Annotated in this window: 20 protein-coding genes; 13 read left to right on the top strand and 7 right to left on the bottom strand. The window is 69.4% G+C overall.

Features of this window, described 5'->3' with window-relative positions; all coding sequences use genetic code 11:
* Positions 1–20: 20 nt before the first annotated feature.
* Complete coding sequence (locus ACH4U8_RS33580) at positions 21–680, bottom strand: PadR family transcriptional regulator (RefSeq protein WP_360315785.1); 660 nt, start codon at positions 678–680, stop codon at positions 21–23.
* 530 nt (positions 681–1,210) lie between these two features.
* Between ACH4U8_RS33580 and ACH4U8_RS33575 the strand changes: the two genes are divergently transcribed.
* Together ACH4U8_RS33575 and ACH4U8_RS33570 are read left to right on the top strand one after the other, a co-directional pair.
* The gene (locus tag ACH4U8_RS33575; protein ID WP_395782240.1) at positions 1,211–3,586 is read left to right on the top strand and encodes a transglycosylase domain-containing protein; all 2,376 of its coding nucleotides are present in this window, start codon (positions 1,211–1,213) and stop codon (positions 3,584–3,586) included.
* Between the two features lie 114 nt (positions 3,587–3,700).
* A complete protein-coding gene (locus ACH4U8_RS33570; protein WP_360315781.1) occupies positions 3,701–5,140 on the top strand; it encodes a glycosyltransferase 87 family protein in 1,440 nt (479 codons plus the stop codon).
* Positions 5,141–5,232: 92 nt separating this feature from the next.
* On the opposite strand, the gene ACH4U8_RS33565 is transcribed toward ACH4U8_RS33570, so the two are convergent.
* The 3 genes from ACH4U8_RS33565 to ACH4U8_RS33555 all read right to left on the bottom strand — a co-directional run bounded on the left by ACH4U8_RS33565 (position 5,233) and on the right by ACH4U8_RS33555 (position 8,047).
* Positions 5,233–6,264: an alanine racemase gene (locus ACH4U8_RS33565; RefSeq protein WP_360315779.1), complete on the bottom strand. Its 1,032-nt coding sequence runs from the start codon at positions 6,262–6,264 to the stop codon at positions 5,233–5,235.
* A gap of 132 nt (positions 6,265–6,396) precedes the next feature.
* Positions 6,397–7,515 carry a lipid II:glycine glycyltransferase FemX gene (locus ACH4U8_RS33560; RefSeq protein ID WP_395782239.1) on the bottom strand — a complete coding sequence of 373 codons (1,119 nt, stop codon included), beginning with the start codon at positions 7,513–7,515 and terminating at the stop codon, positions 6,397–6,399.
* Between the two features lie 205 nt (positions 7,516–7,720).
* Positions 7,721–8,047, bottom strand: a complete 327-nt coding sequence (locus ACH4U8_RS33555; protein ID WP_360315775.1) for a hypothetical protein — start codon at positions 8,045–8,047, stop codon at positions 7,721–7,723.
* A gap of 237 nt (positions 8,048–8,284) precedes the next feature.
* On the opposite strand from ACH4U8_RS33555, the gene rpsF reads away from it, so the two are divergent.
* The 9 genes from rpsF to ACH4U8_RS33510 all read left to right on the top strand — a co-directional run bounded on the left by rpsF (position 8,285) and on the right by ACH4U8_RS33510 (position 14,614).
* Positions 8,285–8,575 carry a 30S ribosomal protein S6 gene (gene rpsF / locus ACH4U8_RS33550; protein ID WP_020557172.1) on the top strand — a complete coding sequence of 97 codons (291 nt, stop codon included), beginning with the start codon at positions 8,285–8,287 and terminating at the stop codon, positions 8,573–8,575.
* 76 nt (positions 8,576–8,651) lie between these two features.
* Positions 8,652–9,245, top strand: a complete 594-nt coding sequence (locus tag ACH4U8_RS33545; RefSeq protein WP_395782237.1) for a single-stranded DNA-binding protein — start codon at positions 8,652–8,654, stop codon at positions 9,243–9,245.
* Between the two features lie 66 nt (positions 9,246–9,311).
* Entirely contained in the window at positions 9,312–9,548 is a 237-nt protein-coding gene (gene rpsR / locus ACH4U8_RS33540) for a 30S ribosomal protein S18 (protein ID WP_020557174.1), read from the top strand.
* A 17-nt stretch (positions 9,549–9,565) separates the two neighbouring features.
* The gene (gene rplI, locus ACH4U8_RS33535; RefSeq protein ID WP_020557175.1) at positions 9,566–10,012 is read left to right on the top strand and encodes a 50S ribosomal protein L9; all 447 of its coding nucleotides are present in this window, start codon (positions 9,566–9,568) and stop codon (positions 10,010–10,012) included.
* Between the two features lie 156 nt (positions 10,013–10,168).
* Entirely contained in the window at positions 10,169–11,713 is a 1,545-nt protein-coding gene (locus ACH4U8_RS33530; protein ID WP_395782235.1) for a phenylacetate--CoA ligase family protein, read from the top strand.
* The gene (locus tag ACH4U8_RS33525) at positions 11,710–12,165 is read left to right on the top strand and encodes a DUF4188 domain-containing protein (protein ID WP_360315770.1); all 456 of its coding nucleotides are present in this window, start codon (positions 11,710–11,712) and stop codon (positions 12,163–12,165) included. The genes ACH4U8_RS33530 and ACH4U8_RS33525 overlap by 4 nt, the downstream gene beginning before the upstream one ends.
* The gene (locus tag ACH4U8_RS33520) at positions 12,162–13,274 is read left to right on the top strand and encodes a hypothetical protein (RefSeq protein WP_360315768.1); all 1,113 of its coding nucleotides are present in this window, start codon (positions 12,162–12,164) and stop codon (positions 13,272–13,274) included. Before ACH4U8_RS33525 ends, ACH4U8_RS33520 begins: the two co-directional genes overlap by 4 nt.
* Entirely contained in the window at positions 13,271–14,236 is a 966-nt protein-coding gene (locus ACH4U8_RS33515) for a hypothetical protein (protein ID WP_395782233.1), read from the top strand. The genes ACH4U8_RS33520 and ACH4U8_RS33515 overlap by 4 nt, the downstream gene beginning before the upstream one ends.
* 168 nt (positions 14,237–14,404) lie before the next feature.
* Positions 14,405–14,614, top strand: coding sequence for a heavy-metal-associated domain-containing protein (locus ACH4U8_RS33510; protein ID WP_360315764.1), 210 nt, complete (start codon positions 14,405–14,407; stop codon positions 14,612–14,614).
* 54 nt (positions 14,615–14,668) lie between these two features.
* Here ACH4U8_RS33510 and ACH4U8_RS33505 read toward each other — a convergent pair whose 3' ends face one another.
* Positions 14,669–16,057, bottom strand: a complete 1,389-nt coding sequence (locus tag ACH4U8_RS33505; protein ID WP_395782231.1) for an MATE family efflux transporter — start codon at positions 16,055–16,057, stop codon at positions 14,669–14,671.
* A gap of 423 nt (positions 16,058–16,480) precedes the next feature.
* Here ACH4U8_RS33505 and ACH4U8_RS33500 point away from each other — a divergent pair, with 423 nt between their 5' ends.
* Positions 16,481–18,928 carry a replicative DNA helicase gene (locus ACH4U8_RS33500; RefSeq protein WP_395782229.1) on the top strand — a complete coding sequence of 816 codons (2,448 nt, stop codon included), beginning with the start codon at positions 16,481–16,483 and terminating at the stop codon, positions 18,926–18,928.
* Between the two features lie 28 nt (positions 18,929–18,956).
* On the opposite strand, the gene ACH4U8_RS33495 is transcribed toward ACH4U8_RS33500, so the two are convergent.
* Together ACH4U8_RS33495 and ACH4U8_RS33490 are read right to left on the bottom strand one after the other, a co-directional pair.
* Entirely contained in the window at positions 18,957–19,457 is a 501-nt protein-coding gene (locus tag ACH4U8_RS33495; RefSeq protein WP_395782227.1) for a nuclear transport factor 2 family protein, read from the bottom strand.
* A 54-nt stretch (positions 19,458–19,511) separates the two neighbouring features.
* Positions 19,512–21,830, bottom strand: coding sequence for a LuxR C-terminal-related transcriptional regulator (locus ACH4U8_RS33490; protein WP_395782225.1), 2,319 nt, complete (start codon positions 21,828–21,830; stop codon positions 19,512–19,514).
* A gap of 734 nt (positions 21,831–22,564) precedes the next feature.
* On the opposite strand from ACH4U8_RS33490, the gene ACH4U8_RS33485 reads away from it, so the two are divergent.
* Positions 22,565–24,733 carry an MMPL family transporter gene (locus ACH4U8_RS33485; RefSeq protein ID WP_360315756.1) on the top strand — a complete coding sequence of 723 codons (2,169 nt, stop codon included), beginning with the start codon at positions 22,565–22,567 and terminating at the stop codon, positions 24,731–24,733.
* Positions 24,734–24,746 lie beyond the last annotated feature (13 nt).

Here is a 24,746-nt window from a genome sequence, read left to right as displayed (position 1 = left end):
GTCGCCATGAACCGGCGACCTCAGTTGTTGGATGCGGACGGGTCCGAGGCCACGTCCTGGGTGGGGGTCCGAGGTCGGTCGGCGTCCTGCGACGCGTCGACCGGTGCCTCGGGGCCGGTGGCGTCCGGAGTGGCTCCGGCATGCCGCTCGGCGGTGATGAGCTCGTTCAGCCAGCGCACTTCGCGCTCGACCGACTCCAAGCCGTGTCGCTGCAACTCGAGGGTGTAGCCGTCGAGCTTCTCCCGTGTCCGGGTCAGCGACCCGCGCACCCGGTCGAGGCGTTCCTCGAGCCGGCTGCGCCGACCCTCGAGGATACGCATGCGCACCTCGTGGTCGGTTCGACCGAAGAAGGCGAAGTGCACGCCGAAGTTCTCGTCCTCCCAGGCCGAGGGCCCGGACTCGGACAGCAGTTCTTGGAAGTGCTCCTTGCCCTGTGCCGTGAGCTGGTAGACGATCCGGGATCGTTTGCTGCCGGCGAGTGCCGTCACCTCCGGAACCTCTTCCGCGAGCCAGCCCCGTTCGAGCAGGGACTTCAGACACGGGTAGAGGGTGCCGTAGGCGATGGCACGGAACGAGCCGAGCACGGTGTTGAGCCGCTTGCGCAGTTCGTAACCGTGCATGGGGGAGTCGTGCAGCAGGCCGAGGATCGCGAATTCGAGGACGCCACCGCGCCTGCTCATCGCTTTCCTCCATCCACTGCGACCGGACCGGACGTGGATCCGTTGCAACCGTGGGATACGGTCGCAGCCGACCTTCGTCCGGCCGGGGCTCCTGTGCCCCCGGCTCGATGTACCGGCCCGATGTATCGAACCGATACATCGAGACGATAGGTCTCCTTGCCGTGTGGTGGCAAGGCGGCCGCCGGTGACTCGGGTCACAGGCAGGTCACAGTGAGGTCGCGAAAGCGGTTCCGCGTAGTCTGTTCCGCCGTGTGGTACCTCAAGCCCCGCTTTCTGCGGAACCGCCCCTCGCGCGTGTGCGTCCTGGGGAGCGGAGAGCCACGACCCGTGCGTCCGACCTCCGCGTCGTACGGCCGAGGAGTAGCGAACGCATGAGTGAACATCGCCGTAGATCACAGCAACCGCGTCCCGAGGGGCGCGGTGACTCGTATTCGGGGGGCACGGGTGGTGCCGGGGGCGGGACGCCACCCGGTGGCTCGTCGACGCCCGCCGCGCCCGGAGGAGGCGACGAAGAGCGTCCGCTGTCGCGGATGGAGGCCCGAGCCGCCGCCCGTTCGGGTGGTCGGCGGGCCGCCAACGGCGCCGCGTCCGGCAGCCGTTCGCGCGCGGAGGCCGGCCCGCCCCGGAAGAAGCGGTTCATCGACTATCCGAGGTTCGGCAAGACCGGCGTGCGTCGCTGGTTGCCGTCCTTCAAGCAGATCCTGGCGATGATCCTGTTCTTCCTCGCGTCGATCATGGGCGTGGCGGCCCTGGCGTACGCGATGGTCAAGGTGCCGGACCCGAACGCGAACACGACCTACCAGTCGAACATCTATTACTACGCCGACGGGAAGACCGAGATCGGTCGGACCGGGCAGGTCAACCGCCAGAACGTGACGGTCGACCAGATCCCCAAGCACGTACAACGCGCCGTGATCGCGGCGGAGAACCGGTCGTTCTACAGCGACTCGGGCGTCTCGCCGAAGGGCTTGCTGCGGGCCGGGGTCACCATGGTCAAGGGTGGCGACACGCAGGGTGGTTCGACCATCACCCAGCAGTACGTCAAGAACACCTACCTGACCCAGGAACGCACCTTCAAGCGCAAGTTCAGCGAGATCTTCATCGCGCTCAAGGTCGACCGGCAGATGCGCAAGGACGACATCCTGGTCGGCTACCTGAACACCGCCTTCTACGGTCGTAACGCCTACGGCATCCAGGCCGCCGCGCAGGCGTACTACGGCAAGAACGTCGGCGACCTGAACGTGGCCGAGGGCGCCTATCTGGCGACCCTGCTCAACGCGCCGGGCATCTACGACGTGATCGAGTTCCCCGGCCAGCTCGAGAACGTCAAGGGGCGCTGGAACTACGCGCTCAACGGCATGGTCAAGGAGGGCTGGCTGCCCAAGGCGGAACGGGACGCGCTGCAGTTCCCGATGCCGATCAAGCCGAAGCCCGCCGCGAACAAGGCCGGTCAGGCCGGATACCTGATGAAGGTGACCGACCAGTACCTCAAGGCCAACAACGTGATCCCGGAGGCCGAGCTCGCCCGCGGCGGCTTCAAGATCGTCACCACGTTCGACAAGTCCCGCCAGGACGCCGCGGTGGCGGCGGTCAAGGACCAGTTGACGTCCGAACTCAAGCCGGACAAGAACGAGGCGGACCGCTATATCCGCACCGGCCTGGCCTCGGTGGTTCCCGGCGACGGGGCGGTGGTCGCGCTGTACGGCGGCCCGGACTTCATCCAGCAGGAGTACAACGACGCGGTCAGACAAGACATCCAGGCCGGTTCGACGTTCAAGCTGTTCGTGCTCGCGGCGGCCCTGCGCAACGGCGGCGCGGACGGCAAGCCGATCGGGCCGGAGAGTTTGTACAACGGCGACAGCAAGATTCCGATCAAGCTGCGCAACGGTCAGGTCTTCAAGGACAACAAGACCAACAAGGAGTACCTGGCGCCGAACGAGGGGGATGTGGACTACGGTCCGATCCCGATCACCAGAGCCATGGAGAAGTCGGTGAACACCGTCTTCCTGCAACTCGCCGCCGACGTGGGCCCGGAGAACGTCAAGAAGGCCGCGATCGACGCCGGTCTGCCGCCGAACCTCAGCTCGTTCGAGGCGACGCCGACGATGGCGTTGGGTGTGGCACCGCCGAGTGCGCTGGACATGGCGGAGGCGTACGCCACCTTCGCGGCGCGCGGCATGCACGCGGATCCGTACTTCGTCAAGGAAGTCACCTACAGCGGCTCGAAGCGGGACGTGCCCAAGCACGAGCCCAAGCAGCTGTTCGACAAGAACGTCGCCGACACCGTCAACAAGGTGATGATGCGGGTCGTGGACAACCCGCCGCTCGGCGACGGCACCGGTCGGGCCGCGAAGGCGTTGAACCGGCCGGTGGCCGGCAAGACCGGTACCACCGACGGCAACAACTCCGCGTGGTTCGTGGGCTATACGCCCAACCTGGCCACGTCGGTGGCGCTGTTCCGGGAGGACCCGAACACGCACGCCCGGCTGTCGCTCAAGGGCCTCGGTGGTCGCGACTCCGTCCACGGTGGTGACATCCCCACGTTGGTGTGGACCGCGTACATGAAGAACGCGGTCCAGGGTCTGCCCTCGGTGGACTTCTCCGAGCCCGGCGAGAAATTCGAGGGCAAGGACAAGGTGACGCTCCCGCCGTCGAACACGCCGCCGCCGACGCGTACGACGCCACCGCCGCCGCCCACCTCCAGCGCGCCGCAGACCACTCCGGCCGCGCCGACGACCAGCGCGGCCGGTGGTGGCCCGCAGGGCGGTACGGGTGACCCCGGTGGTGGACACACCACCAAGCCGTCCACGACGAAGCCGTCGAACACGGATCCGCCCGGCGGACCGCAGGGCACCACCCGCGGTGGTGGCAACAGCGGCTTCATCATCGGCGGACGAGGCGGCTGACCGGTGGCCACACCGGACAGGGCCTAGCCTTACGCGTGCCCCATCGCCTCGGCGGTGGGGCACGCGTTGTCGTATCCGGCCGGCGAGGGCAGCCTCCTCGGGGAACGCGAGAGGATGAGCGCCATGACGCCGACATCGACCGAACCCGTCCTGCCCACCCGGGACGACCCCGTGGTCCGGGCGGGCAGCGAGCTCGTCGGCGGACCCGCCGGACGCCGGATCCGGTTCGTGCCGAATCGGTGGTGGACCCCGGTCCGGGTGCTCGTGCTGCTCGCGGTGGTCTGCTTCGCGCTCGGGATCATGCAGAAGAAGCCCTGCTACGACGGCGGTTGGTTCTCCGGCACCACGCAGTACTCGCACGCCTGCTACAGCGACATGCCGCACCTGTACGTCAATCGTGGTCTCGCGGACGGGAAGATCCCGTACTTCCAGGAGACCGGCGACAAGGACATGAGGTTCCTGGAGTATCCGGTCATCACCGGTGGGGTGATGGCCTTCGCCGGGACCCTGGCGCGGGCGGCGGGCGACCTCACCGGAGGCGACCTCAAGGACGAGCAGCTCTGGTTCGTGATGATCAACGCGTTGATCATGATGGCCTGTGCGGTGGTGACCGTGATCGCGGTCAAGGGCACCTCCGGGCGTCGGCCCTGGGACGCCGCGATGGTGGCCTGTGCGCCCGCGTTGGCGCTGAACGGGCTGATCAACTGGGACCTGGTCGCGGTCGCGCTGACGGCGGTGGCGATGTGGTCGTGGGCGCGGCGCAACGTGGTGGTCGCCGGTGTGCTGATCGGTCTGGCGACCGCGGCGAAGCTGTATCCGGTGTTGTTGCTGGCGCCGCTGTTCCTGTTGTGTCTGCGCTCGGGCCGGATGCTCGCGTTCGCCCGGACCGCCGCGGCGGCGGCGGTGTCCTGGCTGGTGGTGAACCTGCCGGTGATGCTGGACTTCGAGGGCGGATTGCACATCCGCGAGGGCTGGAAACTCTTCTATACGTTCAGCCAGGACCGCCCCGCCGACTACGGCTCGGTGTGGTTGATCATCCAGCAGCGCGACGGGCGACCACTGGAGCATCTGAACACCTACGTCACGCTGAGCCTGGTGTTGTGCTGCCTGGCGATCGCCGCGTTGACCATGTGCGCGCCGCGTCGGCCCAGGTTCGCCCAATTGGTGTTCCTGATCGTGGCGGCCTTCATCCTGACCAACAAGGTCTATTCACCGCAGTACGTGTTGTGGCTGATCCCGCTGGCGGTGTTGGCCCGGCCGCGCTGGCGGGACTTCCTGATCTGGCAGGCGTGCGAGGTCACGTACTTCATCGGCGTGTGGATGTACATCGCCTCGTTCTCCGGCAAGGGCCTGTCGCAGAACGCCTACCACGTGGTGATCCTGCTGCACCTGCTCGGCACCGCCTACCTGTGCCTGGTCGTGGTGCGCGACATCCTGCGTCCGGATCGGGACCCGGTGCGCGCGGACGGCAGCGACGACCCCTCGGGCGGGGTGCTCGACCGGGCCCCGGACGTCTTCGTGCCGACCTCGGTCCTGGCCCGCGCGGGCGGCTGAGCAGGACACGGGCCCGACGCCGGGCGGCAGGAACGAAGGGCCTCGGCCGGGACGCGCGAACCGTCCCGGCCGAGGCCCTTCGCGTGGTCGGGTCAGCGCAGGGCGATCCGGTCGAAGTGCGTCGTGGTGTGCCGCAGCGCGGCCTCCAACTCGTCGCCCGGCTTGGGCGGGGCCACGTCGTTGGCCAGGAACAGCAGGCTGACCTGCATGTGCGGCGGCTCGGCGAACCAGCGCTGCTTGCCCGCCCAGGTGAACGGGGACAACGCGCGGTTGACGGTCGCCAGGCCGGCCCGGGCGACGCCCTTGGCCCTGGGCATCACTCCGCGCACGGTCTTGGGCGCCTCCAGGCCCACCCCCTGGGCGGTGCCGCCGCTGACCACGACCAGGTGCCCGTCGCTGGGCGCCTTGCGCTGGCGGTAGCCGAAGCGTTCGCCGCGCGCGATCCGCACCACGTCCAACACGGTGCCCCGGCTGGCCAGCGCGTCGTGGTCGCCCAGCCACAGGTCGGTGCCGATCCGCGGCCGGAACTCGGTGTCCGGGTGCCGCTCGCGCAGCACCGCGAGCTCGGCCGCGGTCAGGTGGCTGACGTACATCGTGCGTACCGGCAGCCGGGCCGCGCGCAGCCGCTCGACCCAGCCCACCACCTCGGCCACCGGGTCGTAGCCGTCCGGGTGGTCCAGCGGCAGGTGCAGCGAGAAGCCCTCCAGGCGCACGTCGTCCATCCCGGTGCGGAGCTTGACCAGCTCCTCCTCGGTGACCCCGTCCCGCTTCATCGTGGTCATGCACGCGACCACCACCCGGCAGCCCACCAGATCCCGGGCGGCCTGCACCGAGGAGACCGTGCGGATGGTGCGATCCGGCAGCGGGACCGCCTCCTCGCCGCGCAGGTACGGCGTGAGCACCAGGACCTTGCCGTCGAAGTGGTCCTTGACCACCGCGGCCTCGTAGGTGGTCCCCACGGCCACGGTGTCCACGCACATCCGGGCGGCCTCCTCGGCCAGCCTGGGATTGGTGAACCCGTACCCGTTGCCCTTCATCACCGGTACGAGACCGGGGAACGTGTCGCGTACCTCGTCCTGGTGCTTGCGCCAGCGGGCGGCATCGACGTAGAGCGTGAGCGACATGGGCGCTTCGGGGCCTTCCGTGTACGGGGCTTGCCCTTGGAGAACGCAGGGCGGAGGCGGGGAACACACGACGCCGGCCGCGTCGCGACGATCACGTATCGAGCCGACGACACAGGTGCCGCCGGTAGTGCGTCAGCGGCGTGACATGTACATGTCCAGCGCCTTGTGCAGCATCTTGTTGAGCGGGAAGTCCCACTCGCCGAGATACTCGACGGCCTGGCCGCCGGTGCCGAGCTTGAACTGGATGAGTCCGAAGAGGTGGTCGTTCTCGTCCAGGGTGTCGCTGATGCCGCGCAGGTCGTAGGCGGAGGCGCCGAGGGCGTACGCGTCCCGCAACATCCGCCACTGGATCGCGTTCGAGGGGCGCACCTCACGCTTGTGGTTGGCCGACGCGCCGTACGAGTACCAGACGTGGTCGCCCACGGTGACCATCGTGGTGGAGGCGAGCACCTCGCCCTCGTGCTTGGCCAGATACAGCCGCATGCGCTCGGGGTCCTCGGCGTTGAGCGCCTTCCACATGCCCTGGAAATAGGCCAACGGCCGCGGGGTGAAGTGGTCGCGGACCGCGGTGACCTTGTAGACCTCGTGGAAGACCGGCAGGTCGTCGTAGCCGCCCTGGACCACGTCCACGCCGGCCTTCGTGGCCTTCTTGATGTTGCGTCGCCACAGTTGGTTGAAGCCCGCGTGCACGTCCTCCAGGCTGCGCCGGACCAGCGGTACCTGGAACACGTAGCGCGGCTGCACGTCGCCGAAACCGGCCCCGCCCGACGCGTCCTGCTGCCAACCCAGGCCGCGCAGTTGGCGCTCCAACTCGGCGCCGCGGTCGTCGGTCCAGTCCGGGGCCAGATCCCGCAGCCGGTTCGCCGACTTGGCCGCGATCGCCTTCTTGATCGTGTCCGCCTCCCAGCGGGCGATCACCACCGGCGGGCCCATCTTGACCGAGAACGAGCCGCGGCTCTTGAGGTGCGCGAGCATCGGGTCGAGCCACTTGCGCAGGTCGCCGTCGAACCAGTCGATGACCGGGCCCTCCGGCATGTACGCGAGATAGCGCTTTATCTTCGGCAGTTGCCGGTACAGCACGAGTGCCGCGCCCACGACGGCGCCCGACTCGTCGATCCAACCGATGCTCTCGGATCGCCACTCACTCTTCACCGCACCCCAGGAGGGGCACTGAAGAAAGCTCACGGAGGGCCTGCCCTTGATAAAGGCGAGATGCTCCTCGGCGGTGAGCGTCCTCAGGCGCAAAGACATGTAAGAGCTCCTCGAAATCGGTTCGGCCGTGACAGAGGTTACTGCGCCTTTGGGCGCTATGGATCGTGCCGGGCGTCGCAGTCGGGACGGTACGAGGACGAGCCGGACCTTCATCGGCAAAACGGACGCCCGGCCGCCGTCGAGAGCAGCGAGCGGCCCGCCGGAGAATCGTCCGGCGGGCCGTCGCGCGGTGCGCGGGTCGGGGTCAGTAGAGGCCACCGTGGAACATGTTCATGAACAGGGCCACGGCGGACACGCCGAGCGCGAGCACCGTGACCACCCGCTCCTCGGTGGTCGCCGAGAACATCTGGCTGATCAGACCGGTCACCACACCCGCGAGCGCGGTCCACGCGCCCAGGATGTGCATGTCCTTGAAGAACGCACAGATGCCGCCCACCAGCGCGAACAGCACCACCGCGGCCACCAGCGCGTTCTCGCGCGGATGTGCCCGGCCGTCGGAGTTGAGGGTCAGGTGGGGCCGATGCGCTCCCGCGGTTGCCGCGGATCCCGTGCGGCGGATCGTTTGTGCCATCGCGCGCCTCCGGTGAGTGACTGCGGAGTGGACGTTTTGTCGGTATATCCATCCCCCGAGGCGACCGCGTCAAGCTCGATTTCAAGAGTGTGTGCGGGTCCGGGTACGCTGTACCGTCCGCTGCACTCTCGGCACCCCCGCGCGTTTTCGGGGGCCGCCTTGGCGCGGCGGCATTACGCAAGCCCTCCTGCCACGGAGATTCCGTGGCCGATCAGTCCACAGGAGGTGGGTGTTCACATGCGTAGCTACGAACTCATGGTCATCCTCGACGCGGACCTCGAAGAGCGCGCGGTCACGCCGCTGCTCGAGCAGTTCCTCAATGTCATCCGCAACGACGGTGGCAAGGTCGAGAAGATCGACACGTGGGGCCGTCGCCGGCTCTCGTACGAGATCAAGAAGAAGTCCGAGGGCATCTACGCCGTCGTGGACCTGGCCGCGGAGCCCGCGACCGTCAAGGAACTCGACCGTCAGATGAACCTCAACGAGTCGGTGCTGCGGACCAAGGTCCTGCGCCCCGACCAGCGCTAGTCCGAGCTCGCGCGCACCACCAACCGCACCGCACGTCGAAACGCAGCACTGCGCTGAAATCAGCGAAGGGGTCAGCATGGCAGGCGAGACCATCATCACTGTTGTCGGAAACCTGACTGCCGACCCGGAACTGCGCTTCACGCCCAGCGGTGCCGCTGTCGCGAACTTCACCGTGGCGTCCACGCCGCGCACGTTCGACCGTCAGACGAACGAGTGGAAGGACGGCGAAGCGCTGTTCCTCCGCTGTTCGGCCTGGAAGCAACTCGCGGAGAACGTCGCGGAATCCCTCCAGCGCGGCACGGGCGTCATCGTCCAGGGCCGGCTGAAGCAGCGGTCCTACGAGACCAAAGAGGGCGAGAAGCGCACCGTCGTGGAGCTCGAGGTCGACGAGATCGGCCCGACCCTGAAGTGGGCCACCGCCAAGATCACCAAGACCAGCCGCGGAGGCGGCGGTCAGGGTGGCTACGGCGGCGGTCAGCAGCAGGGCGGTGGCGGTTACGGCGGCCAGCAGGGCGGCGGTGGCTACGGCGGCCGTCCCCAGCAGGGCGGTGGCGCACCCGCCGACGACCCGTGGGCCACTCCCGCAGGGGGCGGCCAGCAGCAGGGCGGCGGCGGCGCGGGGGGCTGGGGTCCCCCGCCGGGCGGCTACTCGGACGAACCCCCCTTCTAGGCCGCAAGGCCCAGGGATCGGTTCGCATCCCGAGCTGAAGACTTCTGAAACGATCTGGAGAGCACAATGGCGAAGGCGCCTGCGCGCAAGCCTAAGAAGAAGGTCTGCGTGTTCTGCAAGGAGAAGATCTCCTATGTGGACTACAAGGACACCAACCTGCTGCGGAAGTTCATCTCCGACCGCGGGAAGATCCGCGCTCGTCGCGTGACCGGTAACTGCACGCAGCACCAGCGTGACGTCGCCGTGGCTGTCAAGAACAGCCGCGAGATGGCGCTGCTGCCGTACACCAGCACTGCTCGCTGAGAAAGGGTGATCTTGTCATGAAGCTCATCCTCACCCACGAGGTGACCGGTCTCGGTGAGCCCGGCGACATCATCGAGGTCAAGGACGGCTACGGCCGCAACTACCTCATCCCGCGCGGCTACGCGATTCGCTGGAGCCGCGGCGGCGAAAAGGACGTGGCGGCCATCCGTCGCGCCCGCAAGGTCCGCGAGATCCGCACGCTCGACCAGGCCGCCGAGGTCAAGGGTCAGCTCGCGGGTCTCAAGGTGACGCTCCAGACGCGCGCCGGCGAGACGGGCCGACTCTTCGGCTCGGTCACCGTCGCGGACGTCGTGTCGGCCATCAAGGCCGCTGGCGGTCCGGACATCGACAAGCGTCGCGTCGAGATCGGTACGCCGATCAAGACCGTCGGGTCACACCGCATCACGGTCCGCCTCCACCAGGAGGTTTCGGCCGCGCTCGACCTCGACGTCGTGCCTGCCTGACCTGAAGCACCCGAACGGCCCGACCCCTGTGGGGTCGGGCCGTTCGGCGTTTTCGAGTAGTGGACTGAGTAGTGGTACTCATGTCCCGAACACCCCTGTCGCCGCAGGCTGGAGACATACGCCGGGTGGGCCGGCGCGGCAAAGGGGCGGGCGGTCATGGCCAGGTTCATCCGACAGTGGTTGCTGCGTGTGGTCAGCTTCGCGCTGACCGGTCTGTATCAGCTCTACCGGATCCATCCCGTCGTCTGGCGTTGGACCGCGCGCAACTATCGGCCGTGGATGCAGCGATTCGCCCGCCGACACGCGTGGATGACCTGCCAGTTCGCCGCGCTCGACGTACCCGCCTACCGCGACTTCCTGCGCCAGCACCGGTGGCGCTTCCGCTGGTTCGACCTCACCTCGTACCCGGAGACGTCCAAGGAGAACTACGTCAAGGCGTATCCCGAGGACACCCGCTGCTGGCTGGGCACGCTGGAGGTGGCCGGGACGGTGGTGGACGAGTCGTCCGGGTCCTCCGGGACACCGCACAACTGGCTGCGTTCGCGGCGCGAACTCAAGTCGGTGCACCGCAACGTGGCCGGCTACACCTCGCTGGTCTTCCCCCGGCGGAAGTTGTTCGTGATCAACGCGTACTCGATGGGCGCGTGGGCCACCGGGACCAACACCGGGATCGCGATGGCCCGGGTGGCGATGGTCAAGAACACCGGCCCCGACATCGACAAGATCGTGGACACGCTGCGCCACTTCGGGCCGCGCTTCACCTACCTGGTCACCGCGTACCCGCCGTTCCTCAAGCATCTGCGCGACCGCCTGGACGCCGAGGGCTTCGACTGGCGTCGGCACGCGATGTACGGCTTCGTCGGCGGCGAGGGCATGACCGAGGCGCTGCGCGACTACCTGGAGGAGCGCTTCGTCAAGGTGCGCTCCGGCTACGGTGCCTCGGACCTGACCATCGGGATGGCCGGCGAGAGCGACGCGACGGTGTGGCTGCGCAAGCGGCTGCTGACCGACGAGCGGCTGCGGGCGCAACTGCTGGGGCCGGACGAGGGCCGGGTGCCGATGGTGTTCCAGTACAACCCGCTGGAGACGTACCTGGAGACCAACGCCGAGGACGAGGTGATCTGCACGATCAACTCGACCGCGGTGATGAGCCCGAAGGTGCGCTACAACATCGGCGACGAGGGCCGGTTGCTCACCTTCGCGCAGGTCGAGGAGATGATCCGGCCGGACGCCCGGGCGTGGGTCGACTGGGAGCGCGCGGCCCGGGTCGAGGGCATGCGGTTGCCGCTGCTGCTGCTCTTCGGGCGCAAGGACAGCACGATTTCGTACATGGGCGCCAACATCTACCCGCAGGACGTCGAGTACGGGCTGTACCGGGACAACCCGATGGCGGCGCACCTGGAGGGGTTCTGCCTGACCGTCGACGAGTACGCCGACCTGGAGAGCAGGCCCGTGGTCAACCTCCAACTGCGCGACGGTACTTCGGCGCAGGAGGTGGATCGGGACAAGCTCGCCCGGGTGTGCCGCGAGGGGGTGGTGCGGCACCTGGCCCGGGTCAGCCGGGACTTCGCCCAGTCGCTCGCGGAGGACCCGACGGCGGCCGATGTGCGGGTGCTCGTACACGACTTCGGGACCGGGCCGTTCCTGCGCGGTACCAGCAAGATCAAGAACGTCTACCTCGTGGAGGGGGAGCAGCGATGAGGACCACCGACTTCTCGGCGGCGCCGCCGCAGGCACAGGGCGAGGCGTTGTTCATCGGGGCCACGCACTATCGCGGACTGCGCTCGCTGCTCTCGCTGCTCCGGCCGTATCTGCGGATGGTGCGCACCATGAAGCGGATGGACGGCTACCGCTGGCACAAGGTCTACCGGCAGGGGCCGTTCACGCTGGGCACGATCGCGGTGTTCGCGGACCGGGACGCGCTGTTGCGGTTCGCCCGCTCCAAGGCGCACCGCGACCTGATGTGCTGGATGACCGATCACGGCGACCGCAATGGCACGGCCGGCTTCATCCGGCTCTTCGACGCGCAGCCGGGCGGCTACAGCAACGGCGCGTGGCGGGCCGAGGGCAACGAGATGGCGCACATCCAGGAGTTCACCCCGATCGGGGCCGAGCACAGCGGCGCGCCCGTGCATCGGAAGGCGAAGTCGTGACACCGACGGTGGAGCGGGTCGCCTCGCGGCGCGCGTTGCGCGACTTCTGCGAACTTCCGTTGCGGCTGCACCCGAAGGACCGGTACGTGCCGGTGCTGCACGGGCAGGTGCGGCAGTGGCAGCGGGCCGGCGTCGAGTTGTACGTGGTGCGGGATGGAGCGGGGCGGGCGGTGGGCCGGACCTGTCTGCACACCGACGGGCGCTTGGACGCCAAGCTGCGCGGGCGGCATCAGTTGTTCGGACTCACCGAGTTCGCCGACGACCCGGCGGTGTTCGCGGCCCTGGTGGAGCTGATGGAGCGGCGGGCCGCGCGGGGCGGTCGCCGGACCCTGTTCGGGCCGGTCGCGTTGTTGCCGAACCAGACCGGTGGGGTGATCACCTCCGGGTTCACCGAGCGCGGCTTCGTGGATTCGGCGTGGAATCCGGCGCGGTATCCGGAGACCTACGAACGGGCCGGTTTCGGCCGGAGGTTCTCCGCGTCGACGTGGATCTGTCCGGGTCTGCGCGAGCGCACCGACGAGCCGGATGCCACATATGCGTTCGACGACGCCCGGATCGCGGCCGAGAAGTTGGTGATCCGGCGTGGCTCGCGACGCCGGTTGGCCGAGCAACTGCCGGTCCTGCACACGATGTTGAACGCGAGTTTCGGGCAACTGGGTTACTACACGCCGATCGAGCTCGACGAACTGCGGGCGCAGACCGACGGGTTGGCGCATCTGCTGGACGAGTCGTTGCTGCTGTGGTTGGAGCGGGCGGGTGAGCCGATCGCGTTCACGCTCGCGGTGCCGGACATCTCGGAGTTCCTGATCCGGATCGGCGGCGATCTGCACTTGGGCAACCAGTTGCGGCTGTTGGCCACGCGCGGGCGCTATCGCCGCGAGGCGGTGTTGATCATCAAGGGCACGGTGCCGGCGGCCCAGGGCCGCGGCTATCTGACGCTGCTGGCGCGTGAGCAGTATCGGGCGCTGCGGGCGGGCGGCTACGACACGTTGCGCAGCACGTGGGTCGAGGACGACAACAAGGCGTCGGCCGCGCAGTATCGCCGGATCGGCGGCCGGGAGCTGCACGGGCACACGTTCTACCAGCGAACGGTGGGGGGCACCGGGTGAGCACGCAACTCGCGGAACTGCTGCGGTCGGCCGGCCGGGCGCCCAGCGCGCACAACACGCAGCCCTGGACGGTGACGCCGAGCGGCGCGTTGGGCTACGCGTTGTCCTGGGACGCCGAGCGGGAGTTGCCGGTCGGCGATCCGACCCGGCGGGACCTGTTCCTGGCGCTCGGCGCGTTCGCCGAGGCGTTCCTGATCGCGTCCGCGGCGCTGGAGGTGCCGCTGCGGGTGGAGTGGGGTGCCGCGCCGGAGCAGGGCGAAGTGGCCCGGTTCGTGCGGGCGGACGAGTGTTATCCGACCCTGTTCGGCGCGGCGGACCTGGCGGGGCGGCGCAGTGCGCGTGGGGCGTACGCGCCGGGGACGCTGCCGGATTCGTTGTTGGCCGAGGCGACGGCGGCGTTCGCCGGGTCGGCGGGTCTGTGGCGGGGTGGTACCAGGGCGTTGGCGCCGTTGTCGGACAAGGCGGATCGCCGGTTGTTCGCGGATCCGGCGCTGGTCGCCGAGTTGCGCGACTGGTTGCGGCTGCGGCCGGTGCCGGCCGGTCGGCCGCAGCCGCGGGACGGGTTGACCGGGCGGGCGTTGGCGCTGTCCCGGTTCGAGGAGCGGGCGCTGCACGCGGTGCTGCGCCCGGCCGTGTATCGGGTGTTGCGGCGGGTCGGGTTGGCGCGGGGGTTGGCGGCGGCGTCGCGGGGGTTGTTGCGGTACGACGGGAGTGTGCTGGTGGTGACCGCGCCGGGCGGGACGGTGGGGCCGGTGGAGCTGTTGGAGGCGGGGCGGGGGCTGTTGCGCTGTTGGTTGACGCTGGCCCGGCACGGTTACGCGACGCATCCGCTCAGCCAGGTGATCGACTGTGCGCGGACCGCCGGGGAGTTGGCGGGCATGGTGGAGGCCGTGCCGCTCGCGGTGTTCCGGGTCGGGCGGCCGGTGGTCGAACCGGTGCGTTCGGCGCGGTTGACGGACTGAGGGTCGGGCGGGGCCGGATTGCCGGGTGCGGGTCCGGGGCGGGTTCGGTGGTGGGGGGGAATCGCTCGAACGAGTGGGTTCGATGACTTGCGTATATACCCCTGGGGGGTATAAATTCGTCGTTGTGGGGCCGATCATGGTCCTCGTGTCGACGAAGGGATCACCGTCATGAGCACCGCCACCTTCACCGTCAGCGGGATGACCTGCGGCCACTGCGTCTCGTCCGTCACGGAGGAGGTCTCCGAGGTGTCGGGCGTGACCGACGTCAAGGTCGAGCTGGCCTCGGGTCTGGTGACCGTGACCTCCGAGCAGCCCGTGGACCCGGACGCGGTGCGCGCGGCCGTCGTGGAGGCGGGCTACCAGGTCGTCGGGGCGTGAGGCGTCGCCGTCCCGTCCGCGCGGCCGACGGGACGGCTCTCGGCCGCGCGGGCGTCAGCGCCTGCCGGTCACCAGCCAGGCGTCGCCGTACGCTCGCCGGCCGAGCAGGAGCGCGCGACTGACCATGAACGTGCCGATCGCCCACCACCACACGGCGATCAGGCCGCCGCCGAGGGCCAGTACGGTGCCCAGCGCCGCGCAGAAGGCGGCCAGCACGATGGGCATGGTCAGGGCCAGGTAGCGGCCGTCGCCCGCGCCGATCAGCACCCCGTCCAGTACGAACACCGCGCCGGCCGGCGGCTGGAGGGCGGCGACCGCGAGCAGCGTGCCGGCCAGCAGGTCGCGCACCGCCGGGTCGGTGCTGAACAGCGGGATGTACAGCGGGCGCGCGGCGACCACCACGATCGCGAACAGCACGCCCGTCCACACTCCCCACACCAGCATCCGGCGGGTCGCCGCGCGGGCGCCGCGCGCGTCCCCGGCGCCCAGGGCCCGGCCCACGATCGCCTGTGCGGCGATGGCCAGGGCGTCCATCGCGAAGGCCAGGAACGTCCATATCTGCCAGGCGACCTGGTGGGTGGCGATCGAGGTGTCGCCCATCCGGGTGGCCGCCACGGTGGCCACGATCAGGATGGCGCGCAGGCTGACGGTGCGTACGAACAGCGGTGCGCCGGCCGAGGCGGAGGCGCGGATGCCGGCCGGGTCCGGGCGCAGCGCCGCGCCGTGCCGGCGGGCGCCGCGGACGACGGTGACCAGGTAGACCAGGGCCATCGCGGTCTGTGCGAGCACGGTGCCCCACGCGGATCCGGCGATGCCCCAGTGCAGGCCGTAGACGAACCCCAGGTTGAGCAGCAGGTTGGCGCCGAAGCCCAGCACCGCGACCACGAGCGGGGTCCGGGTGTCCTGGAGGCCGCGCAGCACGCCGGTGGCGGCGAGCACGATCAGCATGGCCGGGATGCCCAGCGAGCCGATCCGCAGATAGGTCACCGCGTGCGGGGTCGCGCTGTCCGAGGCGCCGAACGCCGAGACGATCCACGGGGCGCCGACCAGGCCGACCACGAGCAGCACCACGCCCAGCAGCGCGGCCAGCCAGACGCCGTCCAGGCCCTGGCGGATCGCGGCGCGCGGGTCGCCCGCGCCCATCAGCCGCGCGACCGCGGCGGTGGTCGCGTAGGCGAGGAACACGCACAGGTTGACCAGGGTGGTCAGCATCGTGCCCGCGACGCCGAGGCCGGCCAACTGGGGCGTGCCGAGTCGGCCGATGATCGCCGAGTCGACGAGCACGAACAGCGGCTCGGCGACCAGCGCGAAGAAGGCCGGGACGGCCAGGCGCAGGATGTCGCGGTCGTGGGCGCGACGCTGCGTGTGGTCGGCGGGGTGCGCCGCGGCGGGCGGTGGCGAGGTGGGCGGTTCGGGGGGTGGGGACGGGACCGTGGGCGGCACGCGTCCACCGTAGTCATCCACAGGTAAGGGTCACAATGCGCTCCTGGGTATTACCGGCGAGCGCGGGGCGTACGCGGGTGCACACGTGGGGCGATAGCCGCATGATTCGCCCAACAGTTTTTCACATACACAGCCGGTGGATAGAGAAATCGCAGGTCAGAGCCGGTTTGTGGACATGATTGCGAAGCGTTGGCGGCCGACTGCGCACAGCTTGTGCACAGCTCGACCCGCCTCTCTCCACAGGTTGTCCACAGTTATCCACAGGCCCTGTGTATGACCGTCTTGGCGGTCCCAGGGTCCACCCGTACGGTGAAGGGCCGCACGCCGCGTCGCGCGGCGGATCTGTCGGCCGTGTGGCGTATGAAGGACACGGTGTACTGCGGTGCCACCTCGCGCGAGCCTTTGTGAAAGGAGACCCCGGGCATGAGCGTCTCCGAGTTCGAAGAGGCCAGGCCCGAACCGGCCCGCGAGGGATTCGAGCGAACCCCGCCCCAGGACATCGCCGCCGAACAATCGGTGCTCGGCGGCATGATGTTGTCCAAGGACGCGATCGCCGACGTCGTGGAGAACCTCAAGCCGATCGACTTCTATCGGCCCGCCCACGAACTCGTCTACAACGCGATCCTGGACCTGTACGCGCGGGGCGAACCGGCCGACGCGGTCACCGTCGCCGCCGAGTTGACCAAGCGCACCGAGATCGGCCGCGTGGGCGGCGCGCCGTACCTGCACACGCTGATCTCCTCGGTGCCCACGGCCGCCAACGCCGAGTACTACGCCCGGATCGTGCGTGAACAGGCGGTGCTGCGGCGCCTGGTCGAGGCGGGCACCCGGATCGTGCAGATGGGCTACGCGGCCGACGGCGAGGTCGACGACATCGTCAACAACGCCCAGGCCGAGGTCTACAAGGTCACCGAACAGCGCACCACCGAGGACTACGCGCCGCTGGCCGACATCATGGAGGGCGCCCTCGACGAGATCGAGGCGATCAGCTCGCGCGGCGGCCAGATGTCCGGCATCCCCACCGGCTTCACCGACCTCGACTCCCTCACCAACGGCCTCCACTCCGGCCAGATGATCGTGATCGCCGCGCGCCCGGCCATGGGTAAGTCAACGCTCGGATTGGATATTGCTCGCGCTTGTTCGATCAAAAATGGTCTTGCCAGTGTGATTTTCTCGCTGGAGATGGGCCGTAACGAGATCATGATGCGCCTGCTCTCGGCGGAGGCGCGGGTTGCGTTGCATCACATGCGGTCGGGGAGCATGACCGATGACGACTGGACTCGGCTCTCCCGCAAGATGGGTGAGGTCACCGCCGCGCCGATGTACATCGACGACTCGCCGAACCTGTCGATGATGGAGATCCGGGCCAAGTGTCGGCGACTCAAGCAGAAGCACGATCTGCGGCTGGTGATCATCGACTATCTCCAGCTCATGCAGTCGGGCGGCTCGCGCCGGGCGGAGAACCGCCAGCAGGAGGTCTCCGAGATGTCGCGAAACCTCAAGCTCCTGGCCAAGGAGCTGGAGGTCCCGGTGGTCGCGATGTCCCAGCTCAACCGTGGCCCGGAACAGCGCACGGACAAGAAGCCGATGGTCTCCGACCTGCGTGAGTCCGGTTGTGTCACGGCGGCGACCCGGGTGTTGCGAGCCGACACCGGTGCCGAGGTCTCCATGGGCGAGCTGTTGGCGACGGGTGAGCGGGACATTCCCGTCTGGTCCCTGGACGAGCACCTGAGGCTCGTCTCGCGCACCATGACGCATGTCTTCCCCAGCGGGGTCAAGGAGGTCTTCCGGCTGCGGTTGGCATCCGGGCGGGAGATCGAGGCCACCGCGAACCACCCCTTCCAGACCTACGACGGGTGGAAGGCGCTGGGGGAACTGACGGTCGGTGCCCGGGTCGCGGTGCCCCGACGTCTGGACGCTCCCACGCGTCGGGGTGCCCGGCCGCGGGCTGAGGTGGTCATGGCCGCGCACCTCCTGGGTGACGGCGGTGTGTCGGACGACGGGCGGTCGCACGAGAAGTTCCTGCCCGAGGAGGTCTTCGGGCTGCCCGACGAGCAGGTGCGGCTGTTCCTGCGGCACCTGTGGGCCACCGACGGCTCGGTGACGGTCGCGGCGTCGGGTGCGGTTCGCGTCGACTACGCGAGCACGAGCGAGCGTCTCGCCCGCGATCTCCAACTTCTGCTCCTGCGCGTCGACGTTCGCTCCCGGCTGCGCCGCGTGGGCGACACGAAGGGGCGACCGGGATGGACGGTGGACATCCCCGGGGTCGAGGACCGGCGTCGTTTCCTGACCGAGGTCGGCGTACACGGTGCCCGAGGGGAGTCCGTGTCGAAGGCCCTGACCCGGCTCGACGCAGTCCTGGCGAACAGCAACCTCGACGCCGTGCCGCGTGAGGTCCGGGCTGCCGTCGAGACGGCCATGCGGGACCGCGACACGTCCACCGGTGCCTCCCGGGCCGTGCCGGGCTCCACGTCCTGCGGCACGGCCCGGTACCAGGCGGCGCCGAGCAGGACTGGGCTCGCCGAGGTCGCGGCCGTGTTGGCGGAGGCGGAGCTGGAACTCCTCGCGACCAGCGACGTGTTCTGGGACCGGGTCACCGAGATCGAGAGTCTCGGCGAGCAGGAGGTCTACGACGCCACGGTGCTCGGCACACACAACTTCATCGCGAACGGGATCAGCGTCCACAACTCCATCGAGCAGGACGCCGACATGGTGATCCTGTTGCATCGCGAGGATGCCTACGAGAAGGAGTCGCCGCGCGCGGGGGAGGCGGACCTGATCGTGGCGAAGCACCGTAACGGGCCGACGGCGACGATCACCGTGGCGTTCCAGGGGCATTACTCGCGCTTCGTGGACATGGCGCAGAGCTGAGCCGAAGCCGCGGCGGGGCCGGGTGGGGTCAGTTGCCGGTCAGGACGTTCGGGTCGCCGGTGTGCCAGATGTTCTCGACGTACAGGTGGTGCATGGCCCAGGCGGTGTCGGCGCGGAGCAGGTCCACCGCGTAGCGGTTCTTCAGGAGCAGGTGGCGGGTGTGGTCGCCGGTGGGGAGGTGTTGGGCCTCGACCAGGGCGGTCAGCCGGGCCCGGTCGCCGGTGACCTCGATGCGCGCGTTGGTGATCGTGTGCGAGGTGTCCAGCCGCACCCGCGGGTTGAAGTGCACCGCCTCGATCGCCTCGATGCCGACCATCACCGGTATGTCCAGGCCGAGTTCGGCGGCGACCGGGCGGAAGTCGAAGGCCGCGTCCGGGGTGAAGGCGGTCCGGAACAGCGCGCGGTCTTGGAGGTCGAAGCCGAGGCCGAAGCGCAACAACGCGTCCAGGATCTCGGTGCGGTCGCGCAGTTCGCGGACGGTCGTGGTGGTGTCGGTCGCGGCGAGTGCGCTGGGGCCGGTGACGAACATGTGCACTCCTGGGGAGGTCGTCGTGGTCGGGTACGGCTCCAGCCTGGCCGCGGATCAGGGGTGAGTGGGGGTGGGCGAGGGGGTGATCCGCCCGAGCCCCGGGGTGAGCAGGTCGTGTCGGCCGGTGATGCCGAGTTTGCGATAGATGTGCCGGGTGTGCGTCTTCATCGTGTTGATCGAGATGTACAGGTCGGCCGCGACCTCGCGCAGGGTGAGGTCGCTGCGCAGGTATTGGGCGATGGTCGACTCGCGTTCGCTGAGTGGCTCGCGGCCCGGTTCGGCGGTGTGGAGGCCGATCGGGTCCGGGCCGTCGGGGTGGACGTGGTTCTCGGCTGCCACCGCGTCGCGCAGGTCGATCAGGCCCAGTGGGGTCGGGCATCGGGCGAGCAGTGTGTCGGCGGCGGCGAGCCGGTGGCGGGCCGCCGTGTGGTCGCCGCGCTCGCCGAGCGTGCGGGCCAGGAGCAGTGAGGCGAACACGGCCATCGAACGATCGTTGCCCAGACCGGGGTCGGCGTCGATCAGTGCGGCGAGCAGGTCCGGGCCGTCGGGGGTGTCGCCCGGCCGGGCCGGTGTCGGGTCCGGGGCGAGCAGCGCGCGCAGGATGACGGTCTCCGGCACGGCCCGCGGGCGCGGTCGGCTGCGGCATTCGGCGAGCGCCCGCTCCACCTCGGCGGCGCGCCGGCGGGCGCCGGCCGAGTCGCCGGCCAGGTGCGCCGCGAGGCCGGACAGGCCGTGCAGGGTGACCCGCAGCGGTGCGGGGGGTGGTGGATCGGTGCGGGCGGTCTCGATCTCGGTGAGCAGGCGTACGCACTCGCCGAGTCGGCCGGCGAGCAACAGGGTCCGGGCGACCGAGATCCGGACCTGGGTCCAGACGATGCCCAGGGTCCGTTCGTCGGCGGCCAACAGGGCTCGACTGCGGCGCAGTGCCGACCCGAAGTCGCCCTGTTCGCGCGGCAGGCACAACCGCCACGCGTTCGCGGCGTGGAGTTCGCGCTCGGTGCCGGGTCGGCGGGCCCGGTCCCAGCGGTCGCGCTCGTCGAAGCGGCCGAGCGAGCACCACAGGTTCAGCGCGCGTTCGTGCAGGCGGGGGGCGAGCACGATGGCCTCGTCGGGCAGTGCGCCGAGCCACTGTTCCAGGGTGACCAGGTGCCCGGCGGCGAACCAGTGGTCGAAGTGGCGGTCGAGCAGGTCGGCCGCGAGGTGGTGGTCGCGGGCCGCGAGTGCGTGCTCGACGGCCTCCTCGGGCCGGCCGTGTCGGGCGTGCTGGTGCGCGGCTCTGCGGTGCAGTCGACCGGCGCGTTCCGGGTCGCCGGTGTCCAGGCGTTGCGCCAGTGAGCGGCGGAACAGCCGCTGATAGTGCAGTACGCCGTCGGTGTCGGCCAGGAAGAGTCCGTCCCGGCGCAGCCGGTCGACGAAGTCGGCGGAGTCGGTGCGTCCTCGGACGGCGTCGGCCAGCGGCACGGTGAACCGGGGCAGGACAGCGGTTTCCAGGACGAACTCCCGCATTTCCGAGTCGAGTTCGCGCCAGACGTGGTCGAGGAGGTAGTCGGTGGTGGTGGGGTCGCCGCGGTGGAGGGCGGCCACCACCGCGTCGGGTGCCGCGCCGTCGCGCAGCCGGATCGCGGCCAGGGTGAGTCCGCTCGCCCATCCGTCGGTCGCGGCGAGCAACTCCCGGGTGTCGTCGTGGGTGAGGTCCAGTCGGTATCCGTCGGTGAACAGCTCGTGCGCCTCGTCGTGGTCGAAGCGTAGTTGGGTCCAGGACAGCACGGCCAGGCGTCCGGCCGGGCCGAGGCGTTCGACCGGGATCGGCGGGCGGCTGCGCGCGGCGATCACCAGGGTGAGTCGGTCGGCGCAGATGCGGGTGAGCAGGTCGAGGCGGTCGTGGATGTCGCGTTCGACGATGTGTTCGTACTCGTCCAGGATCAGGACGGGTCGGGTGTCGAGCGGGCCGTGCGGCTCGTGCGGCTCGTGCGGTTTGTGCGCGACGATGCGGTCGGCGAGGGCAGCGACGTATGCGTCGCTGCCGGGGTCCGGGCCCTCGATGGCGCTCTCCAGGCCGGGATCGCCGGTCGCCCGGCCGAGGGCCGCGGCCACGTGCGGCCACAGTCGTCGCGGGTCGTTGTCCCGGTTGTCGAGCGTCACCCAGGCCACCGGCCCGGTCGCGCCGGCCGCCCAGCGGGTCAGTGCGACGGTTTTGCCGATGCCGCTGGGGCCGGCGAGGAAGACCACGAAGGAGCGGTCCACCGCGGCTCGCAGCAGTGCGTCCACGCGTGGGCGCGGCACCACCGGGGTCAGCGGTCGGGGTGCGCGCAGCTTGGCCGCGATCGGGCGGTGGGCCGGTTCGGGGCTGGGGTGCACCGCGGGCTGCGCCATGGGCACACGATATGGCCGCCGTCGATCGGGTGGGGCTGGGCCCACCCCGGTTCGGGGGTTCGGCGCAGTGTTCGCGGTACGGCGCGCACGCAGACTTGTCGAAGCGAGGCCGGGGAGGTCACGCGGCCGGCCACGGGAGAGGACTGGGACACGCCCTGGTTCTCCGCCCCCCGCGCCCGTCGCCGCGCACCGGACGCCCCCGTCCCGGTGGGCGGCGACGGGCGTGGTGGGGGTTCGGCGGCGGCGACGGCGGGGAGCTCGGCCCGGAGCCCCTCCCCCCTCGGAAGGCTCCGAACCGTTCCCGGTGCGGCGGACCCGATCACGGGGTTGTCCGGGCCCGCCGCACGTGTTCGATCATGGTGCGGGCCGCTTGGGTTTCGTTGGGCGTGCGCTTGGCGCGCAATGTCGCGCCTTCGTACGATCCCCGGCTCGCGTCGTTGCGACCCCGCCTTGTGCCGTTCATCCCTGCGCACGAACTTCCGATACTCCCGCTGGAGTACACCGCGGGGTCGGCGTCTGCGAGGGCGGTGCGGCCCTGTAGTCCCCGGGGCGGAACTTGTGCCGCGAGCCCTGTTTTCCATTGAAGTGCCTGTTCGGCCTTGCCTACCTTCGAAGCTGACACCACCAGCGTTCTCTCGGCTCGTGCGGCGATCGGTGCCTTGTGAATTCGATCACAAGCAGTGCTCGGGGGCTGATCACACCGCGGGATCGCGTACGCAACCGAGGAGACTTCGATGTTCGGACGACTCGGCAGGCTCGTCGTCCACAACCCCTGGAAGGTCATCGCGGCCTGGTTGATAGCCGCGGTCGCCCTGGTCATGTTCGCGCCGAAACTGAGCGATCTGACCAACCAGGACCAGGCGAGCTTCCTGCCCAACAAGTACGAGTCCGTGCAGGCCCAGAAACTCGCGGAGAAGGCCTTCCCCCAGTCCACCGAGCAGACCGCGCTGCTGGTCTTCAAGCGCGGTGACGGCAAGAACCTCACCCCGGCCGACAAGGACCGGGTCAAGGAGATCAGCGGCCGGCTCGGCGCGGCCGGCGTCGAGCATGTCAGCAAGGTCGAGGCGGGGGACGCCAAGGACCGGATCGCGCTGGCCACCGCGTACATCAAGGGCGATCAGCAGGACAAGTTCGTCAACGAGGCGCTCAAGGAGCTGCGCGACAAGGCCAAGCCACTGGTCGAGGGCAGCGACCTCAAGCTCGGCTTCACCGGCGGCGTGGCGATCAACGTCGACAACGAGGACGCCTTCAAGAAGGCCGAGGCGATCGTCGGCATCGTCACGATCGTGCTGATCATCGTGCTGCTCCTGGCGATCTACCGAAGCCCGATCGCCGCCCTGCTGCCGGTGGTCATGGTCGCGCTGGTGTCGATGGTCGCGTCGCCGGTGATCGCGATCGTCGGCAAGGCCACCGGCCTACAGGTGGACCAGTCGCTCAACACGATCCTGATCGTGGTGTTGTTCGGCATCGGCACCGACTACATCCTCTTCCTGCTCTTCCGCTACCGGGAACGGTTGCGCGCGGGCGACGACAAGAAGCAGGCGATGATCGTCTCGGTCGAGCGGGTGGGCGAGGCCATCGCCTCGGCCGCCGGCGCGGTCGTGATCGCCTTCGGCGCGATGTTGCTCGCCACCTTCGGCGCGTTCAAGTCGATGGGCCCGGGCCTGGCCATCGCGGTGATCGTGATGGCGGTCGCCGCGCTGACCCTGGTGCCCGCCGTGGTCTCGCTGATCGGCCCCAAGGTGTTCTGGCCGTCCAAGACCTGGCAGCACCAGCCCAAGGGCACCGCGTTCCACCGGATCGGCGGCCTGGTCGGCGGCAAGCCGCTCGCGGTGGCCGTGGTCTCCGGCGTGATCATGCTCGCCTTCGCGGCCGGCGCGCTGAACTTCAAGGCCGACTACGACCAGTTCGGCCAGCTGCCCGGGGACACCGAGTCGGCCAAGGCGATGAAGGACATGCAGCTCGACTTCGCCGCGGGCACGCTCAACCCCACGCAGATCTACCTCAAGAGCAAGAACGGTCAGCCGATCGACAAGGGCGCGGCCGAGCGGTTCGCGCTCTCGCTCAAGGGCGTCGAGGGCATCGGTGACCTGAACGGCGCCGGCGGCCCCGACGAGAACTCGCACGTCAAGGTCAGCGACGACCGGATGTCCGCCGAGATCGCGATCGTGCTCAAGGAGAGCCCGTTCGCGAACAAGGCGCTGGACACCATCGCCCCGCTGCGCGACTTCGTCCACGACCACCAGCCCGACGGCACCAAGGCGATGGTCGGCGGCCAGACCGCCTCCTTCACCGACATCCGCTCGGCGACCAACCGCGACCTGTCGGTGATCTTCCCGGTCGCCGGTCTGCTGATCGCACTGGTACTGGGCCTGCTGCTGCGCAGCGTGGTGGCCCCGTGGTACCTGATGTTGGCGGTGGTCCTGGGCTTCATCTCGACCATCGGGGCGACCGTCTTCGTCTTCCAGACGCTGATGGGCAACTCCGGCGTGATGTTCATGCTGCCGGTGATGATCTACATGTTCGTGGTGGCCATCGGCACCGACTACAACATCCTGATGGTCGCCCGATTGCGCGAGGAGGCGAAGGAGGGCAACGAGCCGAAACGGGCCGCGGCCCTGGCCGTCGAGCACGCGGGTCCCTCGATCGCCGCCGCGGGTGTCATCCTGGCAGGGACGTTCGCGTCGCTCATGATGGCGGGCATCGACATGATGACCCAGATGGGCTTCGCGGTCTCGGTCGGGATCTGCATCTCGGCGTTCGTGATGTCGATGTTCCTGGTGCCCTCGGTGACCGCCCTGATCGGGCATGCCGCGTGGTGGCCCGGACACGCCGATCGGGCGTCCGGGCCGGTGGCCCGGGGCGATCGGGATCGGGAGCCGGTGCTGGCCGGGGACCGGTGATCAGGTAGTACCC

Origin of the sequence: Embleya sp. NPDC020886 (assembly GCF_044333915.1) — a bacterium.
In the GTDB taxonomy this organism is placed as follows: Bacteria; Actinomycetota; Actinomycetes; order Streptomycetales; family Streptomycetaceae; genus Embleya.
The sequence above is the reverse complement of the archived record's forward strand: the minus strand, read 5'-3'. Positions and strand labels throughout refer to the sequence as shown.

Excerpts from the sequence above, each read along its gene's own strand:
- ACH4U8_RS33510 (WP_360315764.1), top strand. The coding sequence starts at position 14,405 with ATGAGCACCGCCACCTTCACCGTCAGCGGGATGACCTGCGGCCACTGC.
- ACH4U8_RS33530 (WP_395782235.1), top strand. The coding sequence starts at position 10,169 with ATGGCCAGGTTCATCCGACAGTGGTTGCTGCGTGTGGTCAGCTTCGCG.
- ACH4U8_RS33485 (WP_360315756.1), top strand. The coding sequence starts at position 22,565 with ATGTTCGGACGACTCGGCAGGCTCGTCGTCCACAACCCCTGGAAGGTC.
- ACH4U8_RS33580 (WP_360315785.1), bottom strand. The coding sequence starts at position 680 with ATGAGCAGGCGCGGTGGCGTCCTCGAATTCGCGATCCTCGGCCTGCTG.
- ACH4U8_RS33555 (WP_360315775.1), bottom strand. The coding sequence starts at position 8,047 with ATGGCACAAACGATCCGCCGCACGGGATCCGCGGCAACCGCGGGAGCG.
- ACH4U8_RS33525 (WP_360315770.1), top strand. The coding sequence starts at position 11,710 with ATGAGGACCACCGACTTCTCGGCGGCGCCGCCGCAGGCACAGGGCGAG.
- rplI (WP_020557175.1), top strand. The coding sequence starts at position 9,566 with ATGAAGCTCATCCTCACCCACGAGGTGACCGGTCTCGGTGAGCCCGGC.
- rpsF (WP_020557172.1), top strand. The coding sequence starts at position 8,285 with ATGCGTAGCTACGAACTCATGGTCATCCTCGACGCGGACCTCGAAGAG.
- ACH4U8_RS33545 (WP_395782237.1), top strand. The coding sequence starts at position 8,652 with ATGGCAGGCGAGACCATCATCACTGTTGTCGGAAACCTGACTGCCGAC.
- ACH4U8_RS33570 (WP_360315781.1), top strand. The coding sequence starts at position 3,701 with ATGAGCGCCATGACGCCGACATCGACCGAACCCGTCCTGCCCACCCGG.
- rpsR (WP_020557174.1), top strand. The coding sequence starts at position 9,312 with ATGGCGAAGGCGCCTGCGCGCAAGCCTAAGAAGAAGGTCTGCGTGTTC.
- ACH4U8_RS33575 (WP_395782240.1), top strand. The coding sequence starts at position 1,211 with ATGGAGGCCCGAGCCGCCGCCCGTTCGGGTGGTCGGCGGGCCGCCAAC.
- ACH4U8_RS33560 (WP_395782239.1), bottom strand. The coding sequence starts at position 7,515 with ATGTCTTTGCGCCTGAGGACGCTCACCGCCGAGGAGCATCTCGCCTTT.
- ACH4U8_RS33495 (WP_395782227.1), bottom strand. The coding sequence starts at position 19,457 with ATGTTCGTCACCGGCCCCAGCGCACTCGCCGCGACCGACACCACCACG.
- ACH4U8_RS33490 (WP_395782225.1), bottom strand. The coding sequence starts at position 21,830 with ATGGCGCAGCCCGCGGTGCACCCCAGCCCCGAACCGGCCCACCGCCCG.
- ACH4U8_RS33500 (WP_395782229.1), top strand. The coding sequence starts at position 16,481 with ATGAGCGTCTCCGAGTTCGAAGAGGCCAGGCCCGAACCGGCCCGCGAG.
- ACH4U8_RS33565 (WP_360315779.1), bottom strand. The coding sequence starts at position 6,264 with ATGTCGCTCACGCTCTACGTCGATGCCGCCCGCTGGCGCAAGCACCAG.